Here is a 19,478-nt window from a genome sequence, read left to right as displayed (position 1 = left end):
GCGCAATCGCAGCCACATCAGAGATCTGTGACGATGTGTTGACAACGCTGTCAGCGCTACGCGAGACTCGATCCAAATCGGAGTTCTGGCAGGAGGGGCCATGGACTGTTCGGTACTGAAGAACGGCTCTTCCCTTCCCTGCTGATTCCAGGTTCGTGGGTCCTGCGTCGTCAGACGCGCGGCCCGCTGATGTCGCGTTCGCTCCACCGCTTCACCATACGGGGGACACCTCCTCTACCACGCGAATCGACACCGCCTGCTGCCATTGCGCGGCACCGAGTGCGACCACCGCGATCGGTCAGGGCGTGTTGTTTTGCCGGCCACGCCGAGCGCGTGACGCCTTTGGAAGGCGGCGCGCTCACAGCACTAACCAACGAGGTTTAGCCATGCACAGCCGCACCACGACGTTAGCACTCTGTATCACCGCCGCTCTGTACTGCTCCGGCTCTGCAATGGCTGCCGGACAAGAACAACAACAAACGCCTGCCAGCGCATCGGCAACGACCGAACTGGACACCATCACCGTCACCGGCTACCGCGCGTCGCTGGAGAAGAGCCAGGCGGTCAAGCGCTCGGCCAACTCCATCGTCGATGCGATCAGCGCCGAGGACATCGGCAAGTTCCCGGACATCAATGCCGCCGAATCGCTGTCGCATCTGCCGGGCATCAGCGTCGACCGCCAGTTCGGCGAAGGCGAGAAGGTCAGCATCAACGGCACCGACCCGGCGTTGAACCGCGTGCTGCTCAACGGCCAGACCATCGCCTCCGGCGACTGGGGCGGCAACCCGACCGACACCAGCGGCCGCACCTTCAACTACACCCTGCTGTCGCCGGAAATCATCGGCCTGATGGAGGTCTACAAGACCCCCGAGGCGCGCATCGACGAAGGCTCGATCGGCGGCACCGTGATCGTGCACACCCGCAAGCCGCTGGACCTGCCCAAGAACACCATCCGCGGCTCGCTCGGCTACAACTACAACGACCGCTCGGAAGAAGGCAATCCGCGCGGCTCGGCGCTGTGGAGCTGGAAGAACGACGACGAAACCTTCGGCGCGTTGATCTCCGCCACGCACGACAAGCAGGACCTGGCGCGCGCCGGTATCGAATACTTCGGCTACACCACCGGCGCCAACATCCCGCCGACCGCCACCATCACCGGCGACGGCAGCAACGTGGCCACCGCCCGTGTGCCGGCCGGCATCAACAGCGCATTCTTCCAGCAGACCCGCGAACGCAGTGGCGTGCAGGGTGCGTTGCAGTGGAAGCCCAACGAGCAGAACGAGTTCAACCTGACCGGCCTGTACATCAAGGGCAAGTACAACAACTTCAGTCAGTCGCGTTATGTCTGCCCGGCCTGCAACGACGACATGCGCAAGATCACCCAGGCAAACGTGCAGAACGGCATTGTCACCTCGGCCACCGTCAGCGATGGCGCTGCCGGCCAGCCGTATGCGCAGCTGGATGCCAACTACCGCGAGAGCACCGTCACCACCAAGAGCCTGAACCTGCGCCACGACTGGTCGGGCGAGAAGTGGGTGTTCACCACACAGGTCGGTGATACGAAGGCCACCGGCGGCAAGAACCCCGAATACCTGATGAAGTTCCTGATGCAGGACGGTGGCTACAACTATGCATTCGACGGCCGCAACACCGCCGTCAACTACGACAACGGCAACGCCGCCAATTGGACGCTGCCGGGTTCGCCGGCGGGCCTGCCGGCAGGCTCGCAGGACTCCAGCACCATGCAGGCCGGCGGCATCTTCTATCAGAAGAGCACCGACGAAGAGAAATACTTCCAGTGGGACGCGGCGCGCGATCTGGCCTGGGGTCCGTTCACCAAGCTGATGTTCGGCTACAAGTACATCAACCACAACAACGGCGTGGAAGCGCGTGGTAACCGCATCAACACCACCGACCCGATTTCGTTGACGCAGTTCAACCCGGGCACCACGCCGAGCGGCCTGTACGACGGTCTGGGCGCCAGCGGCGACCTGACCACCTGGCCGACCGCCAACCTGGAGGCCGTGCGTCGCTATCTGCTCGCGCAGCCGCAGGGTGCATACCGCACGGATTTCGGCTCTTCGTTCGACGTGAAGGAAATCACCCAGAACGTCTATACGCAGTTGAACTTCGAGTCGGGCCAGTGGCGCGGCAACGTCGGCGTGCGCTTGATCGACACCACCGACAAGTCCGAGTTCTGGCAGAGCCAGGACGGTGGTGCGACCTTCAACCGTGTGGCCGAGACCAACGACTATCGCAAGGCGCTGCCCAGCTTCAATATCGCTTACGACATCACCGACGACGCCGTGCTGCGCTTCTCGGCAGCCAAGGTCATTGCGCGCCCGCGTTACGCCGATCTGGCCGGTTCGTTCACCATCAACAGCGGTAACGGCAACCTGACCGCCAATGGCGGCAACCCGGATCTGAAGCCGTACGAATCCACCAACTACGACGTGGCGGCCGAGTGGTACTTCGCTCCGTCCAGCATGCTGTCGGGCGAAGTGTTCTACCGCGATATCAGTTCGTACATCGTCAACACCACGGTCAGCCAGCAGCTCAACCCGGCACCGCCGGCCGTAGCCGGCATCTACCAGGTGACCACGCCGGTGAACGTGTCCGACGCCAAGGTCAAGGGCGTGGCGGTGAACTACCAGCAGTCGCTGGGCCTGGGCTTCGGCGTGCAGGCGAACTACACCTTCGCCGAATCCGACTCCAGCTCCGGCCTGAACCTGCCGTATCTGTCGCGCGACACCTACAACATCATCCCGTACTGGGAACATGGCGACTGGATGGTGCGCGTCAACTACAGCTACCGCTCGAAGTACTTCACCCAGATCGGACGCCTGGCCTCGCAGGACTTCGCCGACAGCTACAAGCAGCTGGACCTGACCGCCTCGTACCAGATCACCGACTACATGGGCATCACCTTCGGCGCGACCAACCTGCTCGATTCGACCTACCGGCTCTTCAGCAACACCCGGGCAGCGCCCACGGCGTTCTACAAGAACGGCCGCGGCTATCAGGCCCAGCTGAACTTCAAGTTCTGACGTAGCACCGGCGCGCCACCGACCCTCCACGGTGGCGCGCTTTTTTTTGAGCTGTGCGTCGCATGCAGCGCACAACTTGAAGTTGTAACAAGGAGTGGTACTGGCCACGCCCCTTCGCGGTTGAGGGAGCATGGCCAGGCCCGCTTTTGCCATCCACGCACGGCTGCAGCATCGCCGGCGCGTCTTGCTCAACAGGAGTGCAGTTCCCATGACGACCGATAGCCGCGTGTTTGCGGCTCCATCCCGCCGCCACGCCGGAGCTGCACCCAGAACGCGAATGGTCGCGCTCGGTCTGCTGCTCGCATTGCCTGCTGCCACGCTCAGCGCGCAATCGCCCACCGCACCGACCGCTACTACGCTCAGCCCCGAGGCCATCGACCAGCAGTGGCTCGATGCCACCGCCAAGTACGCGCCCGAACGCGAACGCCTGGTGCGCGAAGCCGAGGCCGGCGCGCGCAAGGGTCCATTCCGTCCCGACTGGGCTGCGCTGAAGGCGTATCGCTCCCCGGCGTGGTACGACAACGCCAAGTTCGGCATCTTCATCCACTGGGGCGTGTTCTCGGTGCCGGCGTTCGGTAGCGAGTGGTACTCGCGCAACATGTATTTGCAAGGCTCCAAGGAGTTCGCCCATCACGTGGCGACCTACGGCCCGCAGGCGACCAGCGGTTACAAGGATCTGATTCCCAAATTCACCGCGCCCCGGTTCGACCCCAAGGGATGGGCCAAGTTGTTCCGTGAGTCCGGTGCGCGCTATGTGGTGCCAGTGGCCGAGCATCACGACGGGTTTGCGCTGTACGACTCCAAGCTGTCGGACTGGACCGCGATGAAGATGGGGCCCAAGCGCGACCTGTTGGGCGAGCTGTCCGCCGCCATCCGCGCGCAGGGCCTGCACTTCGGCCTGTCGTCGCATCGCGCCGAGCACAACTGGTTTTTCGATGGCGGACGCAAATTCGACTCGGACGTCAACGATCCGCGTTATGCGGCGCTGTACGGCCCGGCGCAGGTGCGCCTGCCGGGCAAGGACGATGCCGACGTGGCCAACGACTGGACGCCGGTGTCGCAGGCCTGGCTGGACGACTGGCTGGCACGCACCACCGAGCTGATCGACACCTATCAGCCGGACCTGATCTATTTCGATTGGTGGATTGCGCACCCTACCTTCCGGCGCAGCCTGCCGACCATGCTGGCCTATTACTACAACCAGGGCGCGGCACGTACCGACGCCGACCGCGGGGTGGTGGTGAACTACAAGCTGGGCGCATTCCCGGAAGGCGCCGGCACGCTGGATATCGAGCGCGGCCAGCTCACCGGCATCCACCCCACCCACTGGCAGACCGATACCTCGGTGAGCAATGCATCGTGGGGTTACATCGAGAACGACACCTACAAGTCGCCCACTTTCATCATCCACATGCTGGCCGACGTGGTGGCCAAGAACGGCAACCTGATGCTCAACATCGGCCCGCGCGCCGATGGCTCGATCCCCGACACCGAGCGCGGCATCCTGCTGGCGATCGGGCGTTGGCTCAAGACCAACGGCAGCGCGATCTACGACAGCGCGCCGTGGCGCGTGTATGGCGAAGGCCCGACCGAAGTGGTGGGCGGCACCTTCCAGGACGTCAAGACCAAACCGTACACGGCAGAAGATTTCCGCTTCACCACCCGCGACGGCGCGCTGTATGCGATCGAGCTCGGCTGGCCAACCGATGGCGAAGCGGTGATCCGCTCGCTGACACCCGCCGATGGCGTGCGCGGCGTGACCTTGCTGGCCAACGGCAAGAAGATTCCGTTCGAACAACGCGCCGACGGCCTGCATCTGCGCCTTCCGGTAAAGCCGGTCGGCGAGAGTGCGTATGTATTCCGCATCGACCTTTCTTCCCCCACTCCCTGACGGATGTTGTCTTTCATGAGCAAGCGATTGAGCTGGATAGTACTTGCGCTGGCACTGACCTGCGCCCCGGCCCTGGCCAAAAACCCCACGGCGTTGTTCTATCTGATGAACACGCAGAAATCGACCAACTCGTTCATTGCCAACGTCGACAAGATCGATGTGGTGGTGCCCACCTGGTACGGCGTGGATCAGAACGGCCTGGTCAACGGCACCCCCAACATGTACCTGTATGACATCGCCAAGCAGAAGAAGCTGCGGGTGATGCCGATCCTGTCGATGACCACCGGACGCGACGGCTTCCACAAGCTGATGCACGATGAAGCGGCCAAGAAGCGCATGATCGAATCGCTGCTGATCCACGGCAAGCAGCACAAGTACTACGGCTTCCAGTTCGATTTCGAGAATATCGCCTGGACCGATCGCGACGCTTACACCTTGATGGTGAAACAGACCGCCGATGCGCTGCACAAGGCCGGCTTCAAGATGTCGGTGGCGGTGGTACCCAACGCACCGGGCCATGCCGAAGGCGGCCAGTTCTCCAAGTGGATGTGGGAATACTGGCGCGGCGCTTACGACCTGAAGGCGCTGGGCCAGGCTGCGGATCTGATCAGCCTGATGACCTACGACCAGCACACCCGCTGGACCACGCCGGGCCCGGTCGATGGCATGGTGTGGATGAAGAAGCACCTGGATTACGCGATTACCCAGGTGCCGAAGGAAAAGCTGTCGCTGGGCATCGCCACCTATGGCTATCGCTGGTACACCGGCAACCCGGTCAAGGAAGACGGCACCGAAGCGTCGAATATTTCCGCGACGTATATCGATGCCGACGAGTCCTTCCCGCTGGCGATCGAACAGAACGCTACCGTGCAGTGGGATCCGGTCGAGCAGGAGTCGTGGTTCTACTTCTATCGCGACGATATGCGCGAGTGGGTGTTCCGCCCCGACGCGCGCAGCTTCAAGGCACGCTACGACATGGCCAAGCAGTACGGCTTGGAAGGCTTCAGCTGCTGGGTGCTGGGTGCGGAAGATCCGAAGGTGTGGGACGAATTGCCGGTCGCGCAGCGCTGACCCACACACCCGACTGGCGCAGCGCGTTGAAGCGTGCGCCAGTCCCTGCGTAAAGCATGGAGGCTTTGTTACTGTGCGTTGCGCGATGCATGAGCAGATCGCCATGTGCACCGATGCGGCGGGGATGCGGCATGCGCTCGAAATCATCGCTCGCCACTCGTACACTGCAACGGGGCTGCAGCCAGTGTCGCCATATGTGTGAGTCGCAGCATCGCAGCGGCCGGGCACAGCTGGCTTGCGGCACTGCACGATGCCGCTGCCCTACTCCGCTGTGTCGATGCCCTGTCGCAGCGACCCGCTCTCCGTCATATCGGGATGTGATTGCATGATGGTCAACACCAGCCGGGCTCCACACACGCCATTGTCGAGAGTGCTGCGGCTGGATGCATCGTCATCGGGTACGCCCCTATCGAGCACGTCTGCATCGTGCACGCGGCCAGTGCGCATGCCGTCATTGGGCAGGCTGTCGTTGAGCAGACTGCCGTCGCGTTTGCTTGCATTGTCGCTGGCCGCGCTGATGCTGGCCGGCTGTGGTAAACGCGAAGCCGGCACCGCACCGGCGGTGGCAGATGCGGGGGCGACCGCATCCGCGCCCTCATCCAGTGCACCGTTACCCCTGATTCCCGCACCGGTCGAGGCGAAGCCTGCGGCTGGCAGTTTCACCATCGATGCCGGCACGGTGATTTCGATCGAAGGCGGCGATGCCGATGCGCGGCGCAGTGCTGAATATCTAGCCGGCCTGCTCAAGCGCAACCGCGGGCTGACGCTGGAAGTGCGCACCGAGGCAACCGCCTCGCCGGCCAGCATCCGCCTGCAGCGCAGCGCGCAGGCACCGGTGGCGCAGAAGGAAGGCTACAGCCTGGACGTGACCGCCAAGGGCATCCGCATCGCCGCACGCGATGGCGCCGGGCTGTTGTATGGCGCCGTCAGCGCCTGGCAGTTGATGACAGCGGACGCGCGCAAGGGCGCGGTGACGGTGCAAGGGATCAGCATCCGCGACTGGCCACGCTTCGGCTGGCGCGGCCAGCACCTGGACGTGGCCCGCCACTTCCACGATGTGGACACGGTCAAGCATGTGCTGGACGCAATGGCCGTGCACAAGCTCAACGTGCTGCACTGGCATCTCACCGACGACCAGGGCTGGCGCATCGAGATCAAGCGCTACCCGAAACTCACCGAGGTCGGTGCCTGGCGCACGCCGCCGGGCGCAGGCCGGCATGGCACGCCGGAACGCTACGGCGGTTTCTATACCCAGGAGCAGATCAGCGAGATCGTCGCCTACGCCGCGCGCATGCACATCACCGTGCTGCCTGAGCTGGACATGCCCGGCCACGCGCAGGCGGCCGTTGCCGCGTATCCGGAAGAGGTGGGCGTGCCCGGTGTGCGCACGCAGGTGGGCGTGGACTGGGGCGTCAACCCGTATCTGTTCAATACCAGCGAGCGCAGCCTGAGTTTCATCACCCAGGTGCTGGACGAAGTGCTGACGCTGTTCCCGTCGACCTACATCCATATCGGTGGCGACGAGGCGGTCAAGGATCAGTGGGAAGCCTCGCCGGCGGTGCGCGCGCAGATGCGCAAGCTGGGGGTGAAGGATGCCCACGCCATGCAAGGCTGGTTCAACGAACAACTGGCGCAGTATCTGACCGCGCACGGCCGGCGCATGATCGGCTGGGATGAAATCCTCGAAGGCGGGGTGCCGGCCAGCGCATCGGTGATGTCGTGGCGTGGCGTGGAAGGCGCGGTCACCGCCGCCAGGCAAGGCCACGATGTGGTGCTGGCGCCGGGCGACTGGCTGTATCTGGATAATCTGCAGACCACCCGTAACGACGAGCCCAACGGCCGCCTGACGGTGTTGCCGCTGTCCAAGGTCTACGCATTCGAGCCGGTGCCGGCCGACCTCACGCCCGACCAGTCCAGGCATGTGCTGGGCGCACAAGGCGCATTGTGGGCCGAATACATTCCTTCGCGCTGGCATGTGGATCACGCGCTGTTTCCGCGTCTGTCGGCGGTGGCGGAAGTGACCTGGTCGCCGCCGGCGGCACGCAACTGGGACAGCTTTCTGGCGCGCCTTCCGGCACAGCTGCAGCGCTACCAGGCGCTGGGCATCGACTACAGCGATGGCGCCTTCGCCGCCGAGATCGCCCTGGAAAACGGCCCCAACCCGGTGCTTGCCGGTGGCCCGGCCAAGGTGGCGCTGAGCACGCAGACTGGGGCGGGCACGCTGCACTACACCATCGACGGTAGCGACCCCACGCCGGCATCGCCGCGCTATGAGGCGCCGTTTACGATCACCCTGCCGATCACGGTCAAGGCCACGGCATTCACCGCCGACGGCGTGCCGCTGGCCGCCACGCGCAGCCGCAGCTTCGACCGCGCCTCGCTGTTGCGCATGGACACGCAAGGCCTGCGCCATTGCGTGGAGGCCGGCGCGCTCGGCCTGCGCCTGCCGCTGCTGCCGGAGATGACCGGCGCCGACACGCCGGTCTACAACGTCGATCTGTTCCATGCCTGCCGGCTGTATCCGCAGGCACGCCTGGATGGCGTTGGTGCGATCCGCATCGAGGCTGCCCGCCTGCCCAACAACTTCGGCCTGGCGCACGAGCAATCCAAGGTGGTGCAGTACCCGGCAAGAACCCGCGGTGGCGAGCTGGAAGTGCGCCAGGGCTGCGAGGGCGAGCTGCTCGCCAGCGTGCAATTGCCCCGTAGCGACGCCCTGGGCGAACAATTCACCCTGGAAACCCCATTGCCCGCACGCACCGGCATCCATGATCTGTGCCTGCGCTTCACCGCACCGATCCGCGGCCCGCTGTATGCCATCGGCGCCGTGCAACTGATCGAAACCACCGCGCAGGCGCCCCCCGCCGCCACGCGTTGACCCATCCAAGGAGATCCACCCATGCCCCTGTCGCACCGCACTACTCCCGCACTGTCCCTGCTCACACCCGCACGTCTCGGGCTTGCCCTGACCTTTGCACTTTCGCAGGCCTGGGCCGCACCGCCGACGGCAGTGAATCTGGAAAGCGGCTGGCAGGTGCGCCTGGTGCCGGGGCAACCGCAGGCCAAGACCTATCCCAAGGCCGCCAGCTGGATGCCGGCGCAGGTGCCGGGCGTGGTGCAGACCGACCTGATCGCCGCCAAGGTGGTGCCCGACCCGTTCCTGCGCGACAACGAAGGCAAGATCCAGTGGGCCGGCCTGAGCGACTGGCAGTACCAGACCCGCTTCAAGGTGGATGCGGCCACGCTCAAGCGCGAGCACGTGGAGCTGGTGTTCGACGGCCTGGACACGCTGGCCGAGGTCACCCTCAACGGAAAGAAGCTGCTCAGTGCCGACAACATGTTCCGGCAGTGGCGGGTGGACGCCAAGCCGCTGCTCAAGCGCGGCGACAACGTGCTGGAAATCAAGTTCTTCTCGCCGATCAAGAAGATCCAGCCGTGGCTGGCCAAGCAGCCGTATGCGCTGCCGGGCGCCTACGATTCGGCGTTCGGCGACGAGCCCGATGGCCGCCACAGCTCCACCTATGTGCGTAAGGCGCCGTATAGCTACGGCTGGGACTGGGGCCCGCGCATGGTCAACGCCGGCATCTGGAAGGATGTACGCATGGAAGCCTGGGACGCAGTGCGCGTGGACGGCTTGCATATCGCCCAGCAACGCGTCGACGCCGGCAGCGCGCAGTTGCAGGCGCAGCTGGAACTGCAGGCCGGGCGCAGCGGGCCGGTGCAGGTGACGCTGGAGGTGCTGGGCCCGGACGGGCAGAAGGTGGGCCAGTTCACCCAGGACGCGGTGGTCGACCCAGGCCAGAACCGCATCGATCTGCCGGTACGCATCGCCAATCCCAAGCGCTGGTTTCCGGCCGGCTATGGTGCGCAGGATCGCTACACCTTCGTGGCCAGCGTGCGCGACGCCGATGGCGACAGCCAGCAGATCAAGCGCGTCACCGGCCTGCGTTCGGTGGAGCTGCGTCGCGAAAAAGACAAGTGGGGCAATAGCATGGAGATCGTGATCAACGGTATCCCGATCTTCGCCAAGGGCGCCAACCTGATCCCGCTGGATGCCTTCCCCTCGCGCGTCACCGCCGAGCGCATGCGCAGCACCTTGCAGGACGCGCGCGATGCCAACATGAACATGCTGCGCATGTGGGGCGGCGGGCATTACCAGGACGACCACTTCTACGAGGTGGCCGACGAACTGGGCATCATGATCTGGCAGGACTTCATGTTCGGCGGCGCGGTGCCGCCGTATGACGTGGAGTTCCGCGAGAACACCCGGCAGGAGGCGATCGAACAGGTCAAGCGTCTGCGCGACCATCCCAGCATCGTGTTGTGGTGCGGCAACAACGAAGTACAGACCGGCTGGGAAAACTGGGGCGACCGGGTCAAGTTCAAGCAGTCGGTGGACCCGGAGGAACGCAGCCGCATCGAGCGCGGCATGACCACCTTGTTCGGCACCGTGTTCCGCGAAGTGGTGGCCACTTACGACAGCGACGTGCCGTACTGGGCCACCTCGCCGGGCACCAATTTCGATGGTGCCGCCGATCAGACCAACGACGGCGACATGCACTACTGGAAGGTGTGGGGCGGCCCGGCCCTGCCGGTGACCGAATACCTCAACGTCACCCCGCGCTTCATGTCCGAATACGGCCTGCAGTCGTTCCCTGACATGCGCACCGTGCGCGTGTTCGCCGATGCGGCCGACATGGACCCGGAATCGCCGGTGATGCGCGCGCACCAGAAGTTCGACAAGGGCAACGGCAACAAGCGGCTGATGCTGTACATCCGCCGCGAATTCGGCGAGCCCAAGGATTTCGAAAGCTTCGTCTACCTGAGCCAGCTGATGCAGGCCGAAGGCATCAATCTGGCCGCCTCGCACCTGCGCGCCTCGCGTCCGCAGTCGATGGGCTCGCTGTACTGGCAGCTCAACGATGTATGGCCGGGCGCATCGTGGTCCAGCGTGGATTACTACGGCCGCTGGAAGGCGCTGCACTATCACGCACGCCGCTTCTATGCGCCGGAGCTGATCGCCGCGCTGCGCAACGGCAAGGGCCAGACCGAGGTCTCGCTGGTCTCCGATCGCACCACGCCACTGCAGGCACGCTGGCGCATGCGGGTGATGGGCATGGACGGCAAGGTGCTGAGCAAGCGCGAGCAGAAGGCCATGGTCAAGCCGCTGAGCAGCCTGCAGGTAGGCGACTTCAGCGATGCGCAGTTGCTGGGCAAGGCCGACCCCAAGCGCAGCTATGCGGTGTTCGAGTTGCTGGAGGGCGACAAGGTGCTCTCGCGCGAAGTGGTGTTCTTCGCACCGGCCAAACAGCTGGCCTTGCCCACGGCCAAGATCGACACCCAGTGGCGCGCCGATGGCGATGGCTATGCGCTGACCCTGACCAGCAACAACTTGGCGCGAGAGGTATGGCTGTCGTTCGGCGAGCTGGAGGTGAAGGTGGCCGATAACGCCTTCGACCTGCTGCCGGGCGAGCCGCTGACGCTGCACGTGTCCAGCAAGCTGCCGATGGCGCAGGTGCAGGCAGCGCTGCAGGTGCGCGACCTGGCCTCGACGCTGGCCGGCGCTCCGCCGGAGCCGCCGGAGGCAGCGGCAGCGAAATGAAGCACGAAGCGGCCCTCATCCGCCCTGCGGGTACCTTCTCCCGCAGAGCGGGAGAAGGAACTGATGTCCTGCGATGCATGCCTTCATTCGCCCTGCGGGTACCTTCTCCGCGACGCGGGAGAAGGAACTGATGTCCTGGCATGCCTTTCGTCCGGCACCCTGACTTTCCGCGAGCCATGGGTGTCCTTCTCCCGCCAGCGGGAGAAGGTGCCGCGTAGCGGCGGATGAGGGCCCACCGCGGCACGAGCCACCACCACACCCAACCGCGCGCATGACACCGCCACGCCCGCCCCCCACCTCGCCGCTGACTCTGCGGCGCTACCCGAACAACGCCTGGCGGCATTGGCCGCTGCGCAGGAGTGAATCGATGTCGTCCCTGTTTGTATCGCGTCTTGCCATGGCATTGGGCCTGAGCCTGTCCTGCACCACCCTCGCCGCACCCGCCGACCGCAGCGGTACGCCCGAACAGCGCGCCGCCGCGCTGGTAGCGCAGATGAGCCGCGAGGAGAAGGTCGCCCAGGCGATGAACGATGCGCCGGCGATCCCGCGCCTGGGCATCCCCGCCTACGAATGGTGGAGCGAAGGCCTGCACGGTATTGCCCGCAATGGCTATGCCACGGTGTTTCCGCAGGCGATCGGCCTGGCGGCCAGCTGGAATACGCAGCTGATGCAGCAGGTGGGCACGGTGGTCTCCACCGAGGCGCGCGCCAAGTTCAATCTAGCCGGCGGCCCGGGCAAGGACCACAAGCGCTACGCCGGGCTGACCATCTGGTCGCCCAACATCAACATCTTCCGCGACCCGCGCTGGGGCCGCGGCATGGAAACCTATGGCGAAGACCCATTCCTCACCGGGCAGCTCGCGGTCAGCTTCATTCGCGGCCTGCAGGGCGAGAACCCGGGCCACCCGCGTACGATCGCCACGCCCAAGCACATCGCCGTGCATAGCGGTCCGGAACCAGGCCGGCATGGTTTCGACGTGGATGTCTCGCCACGCGATGTGGAAGCGACCTACACGCCCGCGTTCCGCGCCGCGCTAGTCGAGGGCCAGGCCGGCTCGGTGATGTGCGCCTACAACTCGCTGCACGGCATCCCCGCGTGCGCGGCCGACTGGCTGCTCAATGGCCGCGTGCGTGGCGATTGGGGCTTCAAGGGCTTCGTGGTATCCGACTGCGATGCGGTGGACGACATGACCCAGTTCCACTACTTCCGCCCGGACAATGCCGGCTCCTCGGCCGCCGCACTCAAGGCCGGCCACGACCTCAATTGCGGACATGCCTATCGCGAACTCGGCACGGCGATCGAACGCGGTGAAGTGGACGAGGCGTTGCTGGATCAATCGCTGGTGCGGCTGTTCGCCGCCCGCTACCGCCTGGGCGAACTGGAAGCCCCGCGCAGGGACCCGTACGCGCGGCTGGGCGCCAAGGACATCGACAACCGCGCCAACCGTGCCTTGGCCCTGCAGGCGGCCGCAGAGTCGATCGTGCTGCTGAAGAACGACGCCGGTACCCTGCCGCTGAAGCCAGGCACGCGGCTGGCAGTGCTCGGCCCCAATGCCGATGCGCTGGCCGCGCTGGAGGCCAACTACCAGGGCACGTCCGCGCAACCGGTGACCCCGCTGCTGGGTCTGCGCGAGCGCTTCGGTGCGCCGCAGGTGCGCTACGCACAAGGCGCGCCGCTGGCCGCCGGCGTGCCTGGCATGATTCCTGAAACCGCGTTGCGCAGCGATGGCATGCCGGGCTTGCGTGGCGAATATTTCGACAACCTCGACCTGGCCGGCAAGCCGGCGGTGGTGCGCCAGGACCGTACCGTCAGCTTCAACTGGGACCAGGTCAGCCCGGCCAAGGGCGTACCAGCAGACCGCTACGCAGTGCGCTGGAGTGGCGAACTGCTGCCGCCAGGCCCTGGCGACTACACGTTGGCGGTGCGCGTGGCGCGCTGCTTCGACTGCACCGGGCACGACCCGGTGCGGCTGTACATCGATGACAAGCTGGTGGTTGCCGGCAACGCCGAAGACAGGCACGTGCCGGCCGGCATGCACAACGCCGACGGTCGCAACGTGGAGACCGTGCTGCACTTCGACGACACCCGCCCGCGCAAGATCCGCCTGGAGATGGAGCATCGCGGACAGGACCAGGGCGTGCGCCTGGAATGGCTGGCACCGGCAGCCGCGCAGCTGACCGAGGCCGAGCAGGCAGTGGCGCAGGCCGATGCCGTGGTGGCCTTCGTCGGATTGTCGCCGGACGTGGAAGGCGAAGAGCTGCGCATCGACGTGCCGGGCTTCGATGGCGGCGACCGCAACGACATCTCCCTGCCCGCCCCGCAGCAGGCCCTGCTCGAACGCGCCAAGGCCTCCGGCAAACCGCTGGTGGTGGTGTTGATGAGCGGCAGCGCGGTGGCGGTGAACTGGGCCAGGCAGCACGCCGATGCGATCGTGGCGGCTTGGTATCCCGGCCAGTCCGGCGGTACTGCCATCGCCCGTGCGCTGGCCGGCGACGACAACCCCGGCGGGCGTTTGCCGGTGACGTTCTACCGCTCCACCAAGGACCTGCCGCCCTACGTCAGCTACGACATGAAGGGCCGCACCTACCGCTACTTCAAGGGCGAGCCGCTGTTCCCGTTCGGCCATGGCTTGAGCTACACCAGCTTCGCCTACACCGCGCCGCAACTGTCCACCGCCACCCTGCAGGCCGGCAACGCATTGCAGGTGACCACGACCGTGCGCAACACCGGCGCGCGCGCCGGCGACGAAGTGGCGCAGGTGTATCTGCAGTACCCAAACCGCCCGCAGTCGCCGTTGCGCAGCCTGGTCGGATTCCAGCGCGTGCATCTTGCGCCGGGCGAACAGCGCGAGCTGACCTTCCAGCTGGATGCACGCGCCCTGAGCGATGTGGATCGCAGTGGCCAGCGCGCGGTGGAGGCTGGCGATTACCAGGTCTTCGTCGGTGGCGGACAGCCCGGCACCGGCGCGCCCGGCGCGGCGGCGGCGTTGACGATCCAGGGACGTTCGCCGCTGCCGAAGTGATCGGCGCGGCCGCCAATCGCCAGCCGACATCGGCGGCCATGGCCACTGATCGGCCAGGGTCATTGCAGCAGGCAAGCCACCGGCTGCGGTGGCGTCGCCAAGGCCTCGCGCACGGTGCCGGTGCCGCTCGATCGAGCCCGTTGAGGGAGCGGCCGAATCCGGACGCCGGGCGGGACGTGACGACGAGCCCGTCGCTCGTCGTCACCTATCCGGTCACGCCGCGCGTCGCTCATCGTCCCTCCGTATCGTCGAAGAGCCGGAAGACCCAATCGCTGCGGGTGAGCGTTCATCGACCTCGCCAGGGTGAATGGCCCGTGCCATCGGCGTGCATGCCCGCCTGTGCGTGGTCGGCGAGTGCGATCTTCCGGAGCAGGCGCGACACCGCGACGCGCCTGCCGAAGATCGTGCCTGCCGCAGATGTCGGCGATGGCGCCGTCCTGCTGGACGCGGCAGCGCACTTGCTGCCGCCCGCCAGCGTGACCGGCGCTGTTCCGCGGTGCGGAGTCAGCCCCGGTGTATGCGCCCGCACCATGGAGCGGCACCGGTGGCAAGGCCGCCGTGGTCGCGGCCTGCTCCATCGCCGCCGCTGACCACGTACGGCGTCGAATTGTGCGACCGCACTATGCATCTGCGGCGCACACGTTGTATGGTCATCGGGAATTGGTCATGCATAGGTCTCATCGCCGTCTCGCGCCCCGGCGCGTCCACCGGCGCCGATCTGCAGGCGTGCGACCGCTACAGTGAACCCACGGAGTCTTGAGGTCATGCACACCCGTCGCGACATCCTCCAGCTGCTCGGTGCCGGCGCGGGCGCCGGCATGCTCGCCAGCGCGCTGCCTGCCTTCGCGGCGGCGTCCGCCCCTGGCACCCGTGGCGTCGGCAGCTTCGTCAGCAAGCGCCCGCCCAAGGCGCAACGCCGATTCGTCAGCAAGGCGGTCGAGCAGCAGATCGCGCAGATCAAGGCGCAGATCGCCGATCCCGAGCTGGCCTGGCTGTTCGAGAACTGCTACCCCAACACGCTGGACACCACGGTGGAGACCGGCACCCGCAACGGCAAGCCGGACACCTTCGTCATCACCGGCGACATCCATGCGATGTGGCTGCGCGACTCCTCAGCGCAGGTGCACCCCTACGTGCCGCTGGCCAAGCGTGACCCCGCGTTGCGACGCATGTTCCATGGCCTGATCCAGCGCCAGGCCGCCTGCATCACGCTCGATCCGTACGCCAACGCGTTCCTGCCCGATGGCCAGACCCAGCGCCTGAAGTGGTCGCTCAACGACATCACCGAAATGAAACCCGGCGTGGGCGAACGCAAGTGGGAAGTGGATTCGCTGTGCTACCCGATCCGCATCGCGCACGAATACTGGCGCGCCACCGGCGATACCGCACCGTTCGACGACGACTGGCGCGAGGCGATGCACGTGGTGGTGCGCACCTTCCGCGAGCAGCAGCGCAAGCACGACCGCGGCCCCTACGTGTTCCAGCGCCCCTCGCCGCTGGCCACCGAAACCCTGGTGCTGGAAGGCTACGGCCAGCCGACCAGACCCAACGGCATGATCCACTCGATGTTCCGTCCCTCCGACGATGCCTGCGTGTTTCCGCTGTTCGTGCCGGCCAACCTGTTCGCGGTGACCTCGCTGCGGCAACTGGCTGCGATGAGCACCGCATTGCATCGCGACGCCGTGTTCGCCGCCGAGTGCAGCGCACTGGCCGATGAAGTGGAAACCGCAACCCGACAGTTCGGCCAACTGCGCGACAGCGATGGCCAGGCGTATTGGGCCTTCGAAGTGGATGGCTTCGGCAACCAGTTGTTCATCGACGACGCCAACGCGCCGGGCCTACTCAGCCTGGCCTACCTGGGCTGCTGCGATCGCGCCGACCCGGTGTTCCTGCGCACCCGCCAGCTGGCGTGGAGCGAGCGCAACCCATATTTCTCTCGCGGCACAGCCGCCGAGGGCGTGGGCAGCCCGCACAGCGGCATGGGCACCATCTGGCCGATGTCCATCATCCAGTACGCGCTGGTCAGCGACGACGACGCGCAACTGCGCCAGTGCCTGCAGTGGCTCAAGACCACCCATGCCGGCACCGGCTTCATGCACGAGGCCTTCCACAAGGACGATCCGGGCACCTTCACCCGCGACTGGTTCGCCTGGGCCAACACCTTGTTCGGCGAGCTGATCATCGACCTGCACCAGCGCAAGCCCCAGCTGCTGCGTAGCGCCTGATTCCCACACAGCGCCTGCCCCACCCTTCTCCCGCATGCGGACGCCTGACCCAGCCCTTCTCCCGCATGCGAACAGCTGCCCCATTCCTTCTCCCGCGTGCGGGAGAAGGTGCCCGAAGGGCGGATGAGGGCGCTCCCGCACCGGCCCATGATTTACGAGAGCAAACACCATGGCAACACGACGCGGCTTCCTCCAAGGCGCCATCGCCGCAGCCCTCTTCGGCAGCGGCGCACTTGCAACCGGACTGGCCCGCGCGCGCGCCGGAAACTACGCGCTCCCGGCCGACGCGCGCACTCGCGCCGATCTCACCCGGCATGTCGATGTATTCATCGGCACCGGCGGCCATGGCCACACCTTTCCCGGCGCCACGCTGCCGTTCGGCATGGTGCAGCTGAGCCCGGACACCTACAACGCGGTGTGGGATTCGTGCTCGGGCTATCACGAATCCGATGGCTCGATCATGGGCTTCTCGCACACCCATCTGTCCGGCACCGGCATCGGCGACATGCTGGATTTCCTGCTGGTGCCGGCCACCGGCGAGGTCAAGCTGGTGCCCGGCCCGCTGGATGATCCCGATGCCGGCTACCGCTCGCGTTACGACCACAGCGACGAAGCCGCATCGCCTGGCTACTACCGCGTGCGGCTGAAGGACAGCGGCGTGCATGCCGAGCTCACCGCCACCGCGCGCGCCGGCCTGCACCGCTATCACTTTCCCAAGGGCAAACCCGCACACGTGCTGCTGGACCTGTGCCATGGCATGCAGGACAAACCCGGCATTCCCACTCGCGTGAGCGATGCGCAGCTGCGCGTGGTCGATGCGCAAACCCTGACCGGCGGGCGCCGTGTCTATCGATGGGCCAAGGGGCGCTACATCTATTTCGCCCTGCGGCTGTCGCGGCCGTTCGCCAGCGTGCAGCTGTACGACGAAGATCGACCGCTGCCCGCCGGCACGCACCGCCGCGACGGCACCCATCTCAAGGCCGCGCTGCACTTTCGCGACGCCGCCGACGCACCGTTGCTGATCAAGGTCGGCATCTCCGCTGTCAGCGCCGAGAACGCGCTGGCCAACCTGGACGCCGAACTGCCGGACTTCGACTTTGCGCGCGTGCATGCGCAAGCCGTCGCTGCCTGGGAAAAGGAACTCGCCCGCATCCGCATCGACAGCGATGACGAAGCACAACGGCGCATCTTCTACACCGGCCTGTATCACAGCCTGCTGGCGCCCACGCTGTTCTCCGACGTGGACAACCGCTACCGCGGCATGGACCTGCAGATCCACACCGCGCCCAGCGGCTACAACAACTACAGCACCTACTCGCTGTGGGACACCTACCGCGCTGCACATCCACTGCTCACCCTGGTGCAGCCAGAGCGCGTGCCCGACCTGGTGCAATGCCTGGTGCGCGGCGCCAACGAATGCCCGGACGGCGTGGGCATCTGGCCGCTGCAGGGCGTGGAAACCGGCTGCATGATCGGCTATCACTCGGCCGTGGTACTGGCCGAAGCGCACGCCAAGGGCTTCACCGGCATCGACTACGAAGCCGCATGGCCGGCGTATCGCAAACGTGCGATGGACGACACCAGCCACGGCCTGGCGTATTACCGCACGCTCGGCTACATCCCGGCCGACAAGGTGGACGAAGCGGTCAGCCGTACCCTGGAATACGCCTATGACGACTGGGCCTGCGCGCACCTGGCGCAGGCGGCCGGTGCCAGCGCCGATGCCCGCGCGTTGCGCGCGCGCTCGCGCAACTATCGCAACGTGTTCAACCGCGACAGCGGCTTCGTGCAGGCGCGCCTGGAAGACGGCAACTGGGCCACACCGTTCGACCCGCGCGGCATGGGCCATGGCAAACAGTGGCGCGATTTCACCGAATCCAACGCCTGGCAGGCCACCTTCCTCAACCAGCACGACCTGTACGGCTACATGGACCTGTACGGTGGCCGCGATGGCTTCGTGGCCAAGCTGGACGAGCTGTTTTCCACCAGCTCCGAGCTGCCGGCCGATGCGCCGCCAGACATCGACGGCATGGTGGGCCAGTATGCGCACGGCAACGAACCCAGCCACCATGTGGCCTATCTGTTCGCCTATGCCGGCCAACCGTACAAGACCCAGGCGATGGTGCGCCGGCTGCTGCGCGAGCAATATCACGACGCGCGCAATGGATTGTCCGGCAACGAGGACTGCGGGCAGATGAGCGCCTGGTTCGTACTCAGCGCGCTTGGCCTGTACGCGGTGGATCCAGTCAGCGGCAACTGGATCGTGGGCAGCCCATTGTTCAAGCGCGCAGAGCTCGACGTCGGCAACGGCCGCACGCTGCGTATCCTGGCCAAGGACAACAGCGCGCAGAACGTCTATGTGCAGTCGCTGAAATGGAACGGTAGACCCATCAACCGTGCCTGGCTGCGCCACGCCGATCTGTCCGCAGGCGGCACACTGGAATTCGCTATGGGCGCGACGCCGAACCTGGCCTTCGGCGCCAACAAGGAGGATTTGCCGCCGTCGTTTGCATAGCGCACGTTGCTGGCATCGCACTCACCGCGGGCGGGAGGCTCGCCCCTCCCTTCTCCCCAAGCGGGAGGCCTGCCTCTTCCTTCTCCCGCAAGCGGGAGAAGGTGCCCG

General features: G+C 66.0%; 8 protein-coding genes. All 8 read left to right on the top strand.

Features of this window, described 5'->3' with window-relative positions; all coding sequences use genetic code 11:
- Positions 1-386: 386 nt before the first annotated feature.
- The 8 genes from XcodCFBP4690_RS01170 (at position 387) to XcodCFBP4690_RS01130 (ending at position 19,370) form a co-directional block, all read left to right on the top strand.
- A complete protein-coding gene (locus tag XcodCFBP4690_RS01170) occupies positions 387-3,047 on the top strand; it encodes a TonB-dependent receptor (RefSeq protein ID WP_104539225.1) in 2,661 nt (886 codons plus the stop codon).
- A 208-nt stretch (positions 3,048-3,255) separates the two neighbouring features.
- Complete coding sequence (locus XcodCFBP4690_RS01165; protein ID WP_104539224.1) at positions 3,256-4,938, top strand: alpha-L-fucosidase; 1,683 nt, start codon at positions 3,256-3,258, stop codon at positions 4,936-4,938.
- Between the two features lie 3 nt (positions 4,939-4,941).
- On the top strand, positions 4,942-6,009 hold the full coding sequence (locus XcodCFBP4690_RS01160; protein ID WP_167394412.1) for a glycosyl hydrolase family 18 protein: 1,068 nt from the start codon (positions 4,942-4,944) through the stop codon (positions 6,007-6,009).
- Between the two features lie 445 nt (positions 6,010-6,454).
- Positions 6,455-8,884, top strand: a complete 2,430-nt coding sequence (locus XcodCFBP4690_RS01150) for a family 20 glycosylhydrolase (RefSeq protein WP_167394411.1) — start codon at positions 6,455-6,457, stop codon at positions 8,882-8,884.
- Between the two features lie 21 nt (positions 8,885-8,905).
- Positions 8,906-11,608, top strand: coding sequence for a beta-mannosidase (locus tag XcodCFBP4690_RS22640; protein ID WP_167394410.1), 2,703 nt, complete (start codon positions 8,906-8,908; stop codon positions 11,606-11,608).
- A gap of 367 nt (positions 11,609-11,975) precedes the next feature.
- Entirely contained in the window at positions 11,976-14,630 is a 2,655-nt protein-coding gene (locus XcodCFBP4690_RS01140) for a glycoside hydrolase family 3 C-terminal domain-containing protein (protein ID WP_104539220.1), read from the top strand.
- 764 nt (positions 14,631-15,394) lie between these two features.
- Positions 15,395-16,855: a glycoside hydrolase family 125 protein gene (locus tag XcodCFBP4690_RS01135; RefSeq protein WP_104539219.1), complete on the top strand. Its 1,461-nt coding sequence runs from the start codon at positions 15,395-15,397 to the stop codon at positions 16,853-16,855.
- A 169-nt stretch (positions 16,856-17,024) separates the two neighbouring features.
- Positions 17,025-19,370 carry a GH92 family glycosyl hydrolase gene (locus XcodCFBP4690_RS01130; RefSeq protein WP_104539218.1) on the top strand — a complete coding sequence of 782 codons (2,346 nt, stop codon included), beginning with the start codon at positions 17,025-17,027 and terminating at the stop codon, positions 19,368-19,370.
- The last annotated feature ends 108 nt before the right edge of the window (positions 19,371-19,478 follow it).

The organism is Xanthomonas codiaei (assembly GCF_002939785.1).
Lineage (GTDB): Bacteria > Pseudomonadota > Gammaproteobacteria > Xanthomonadales > Xanthomonadaceae > Xanthomonas > Xanthomonas codiaei.
The sequence above is the reverse complement of the archived record's forward strand: the minus strand, read 5'-3'. Positions and strand labels throughout refer to the sequence as shown.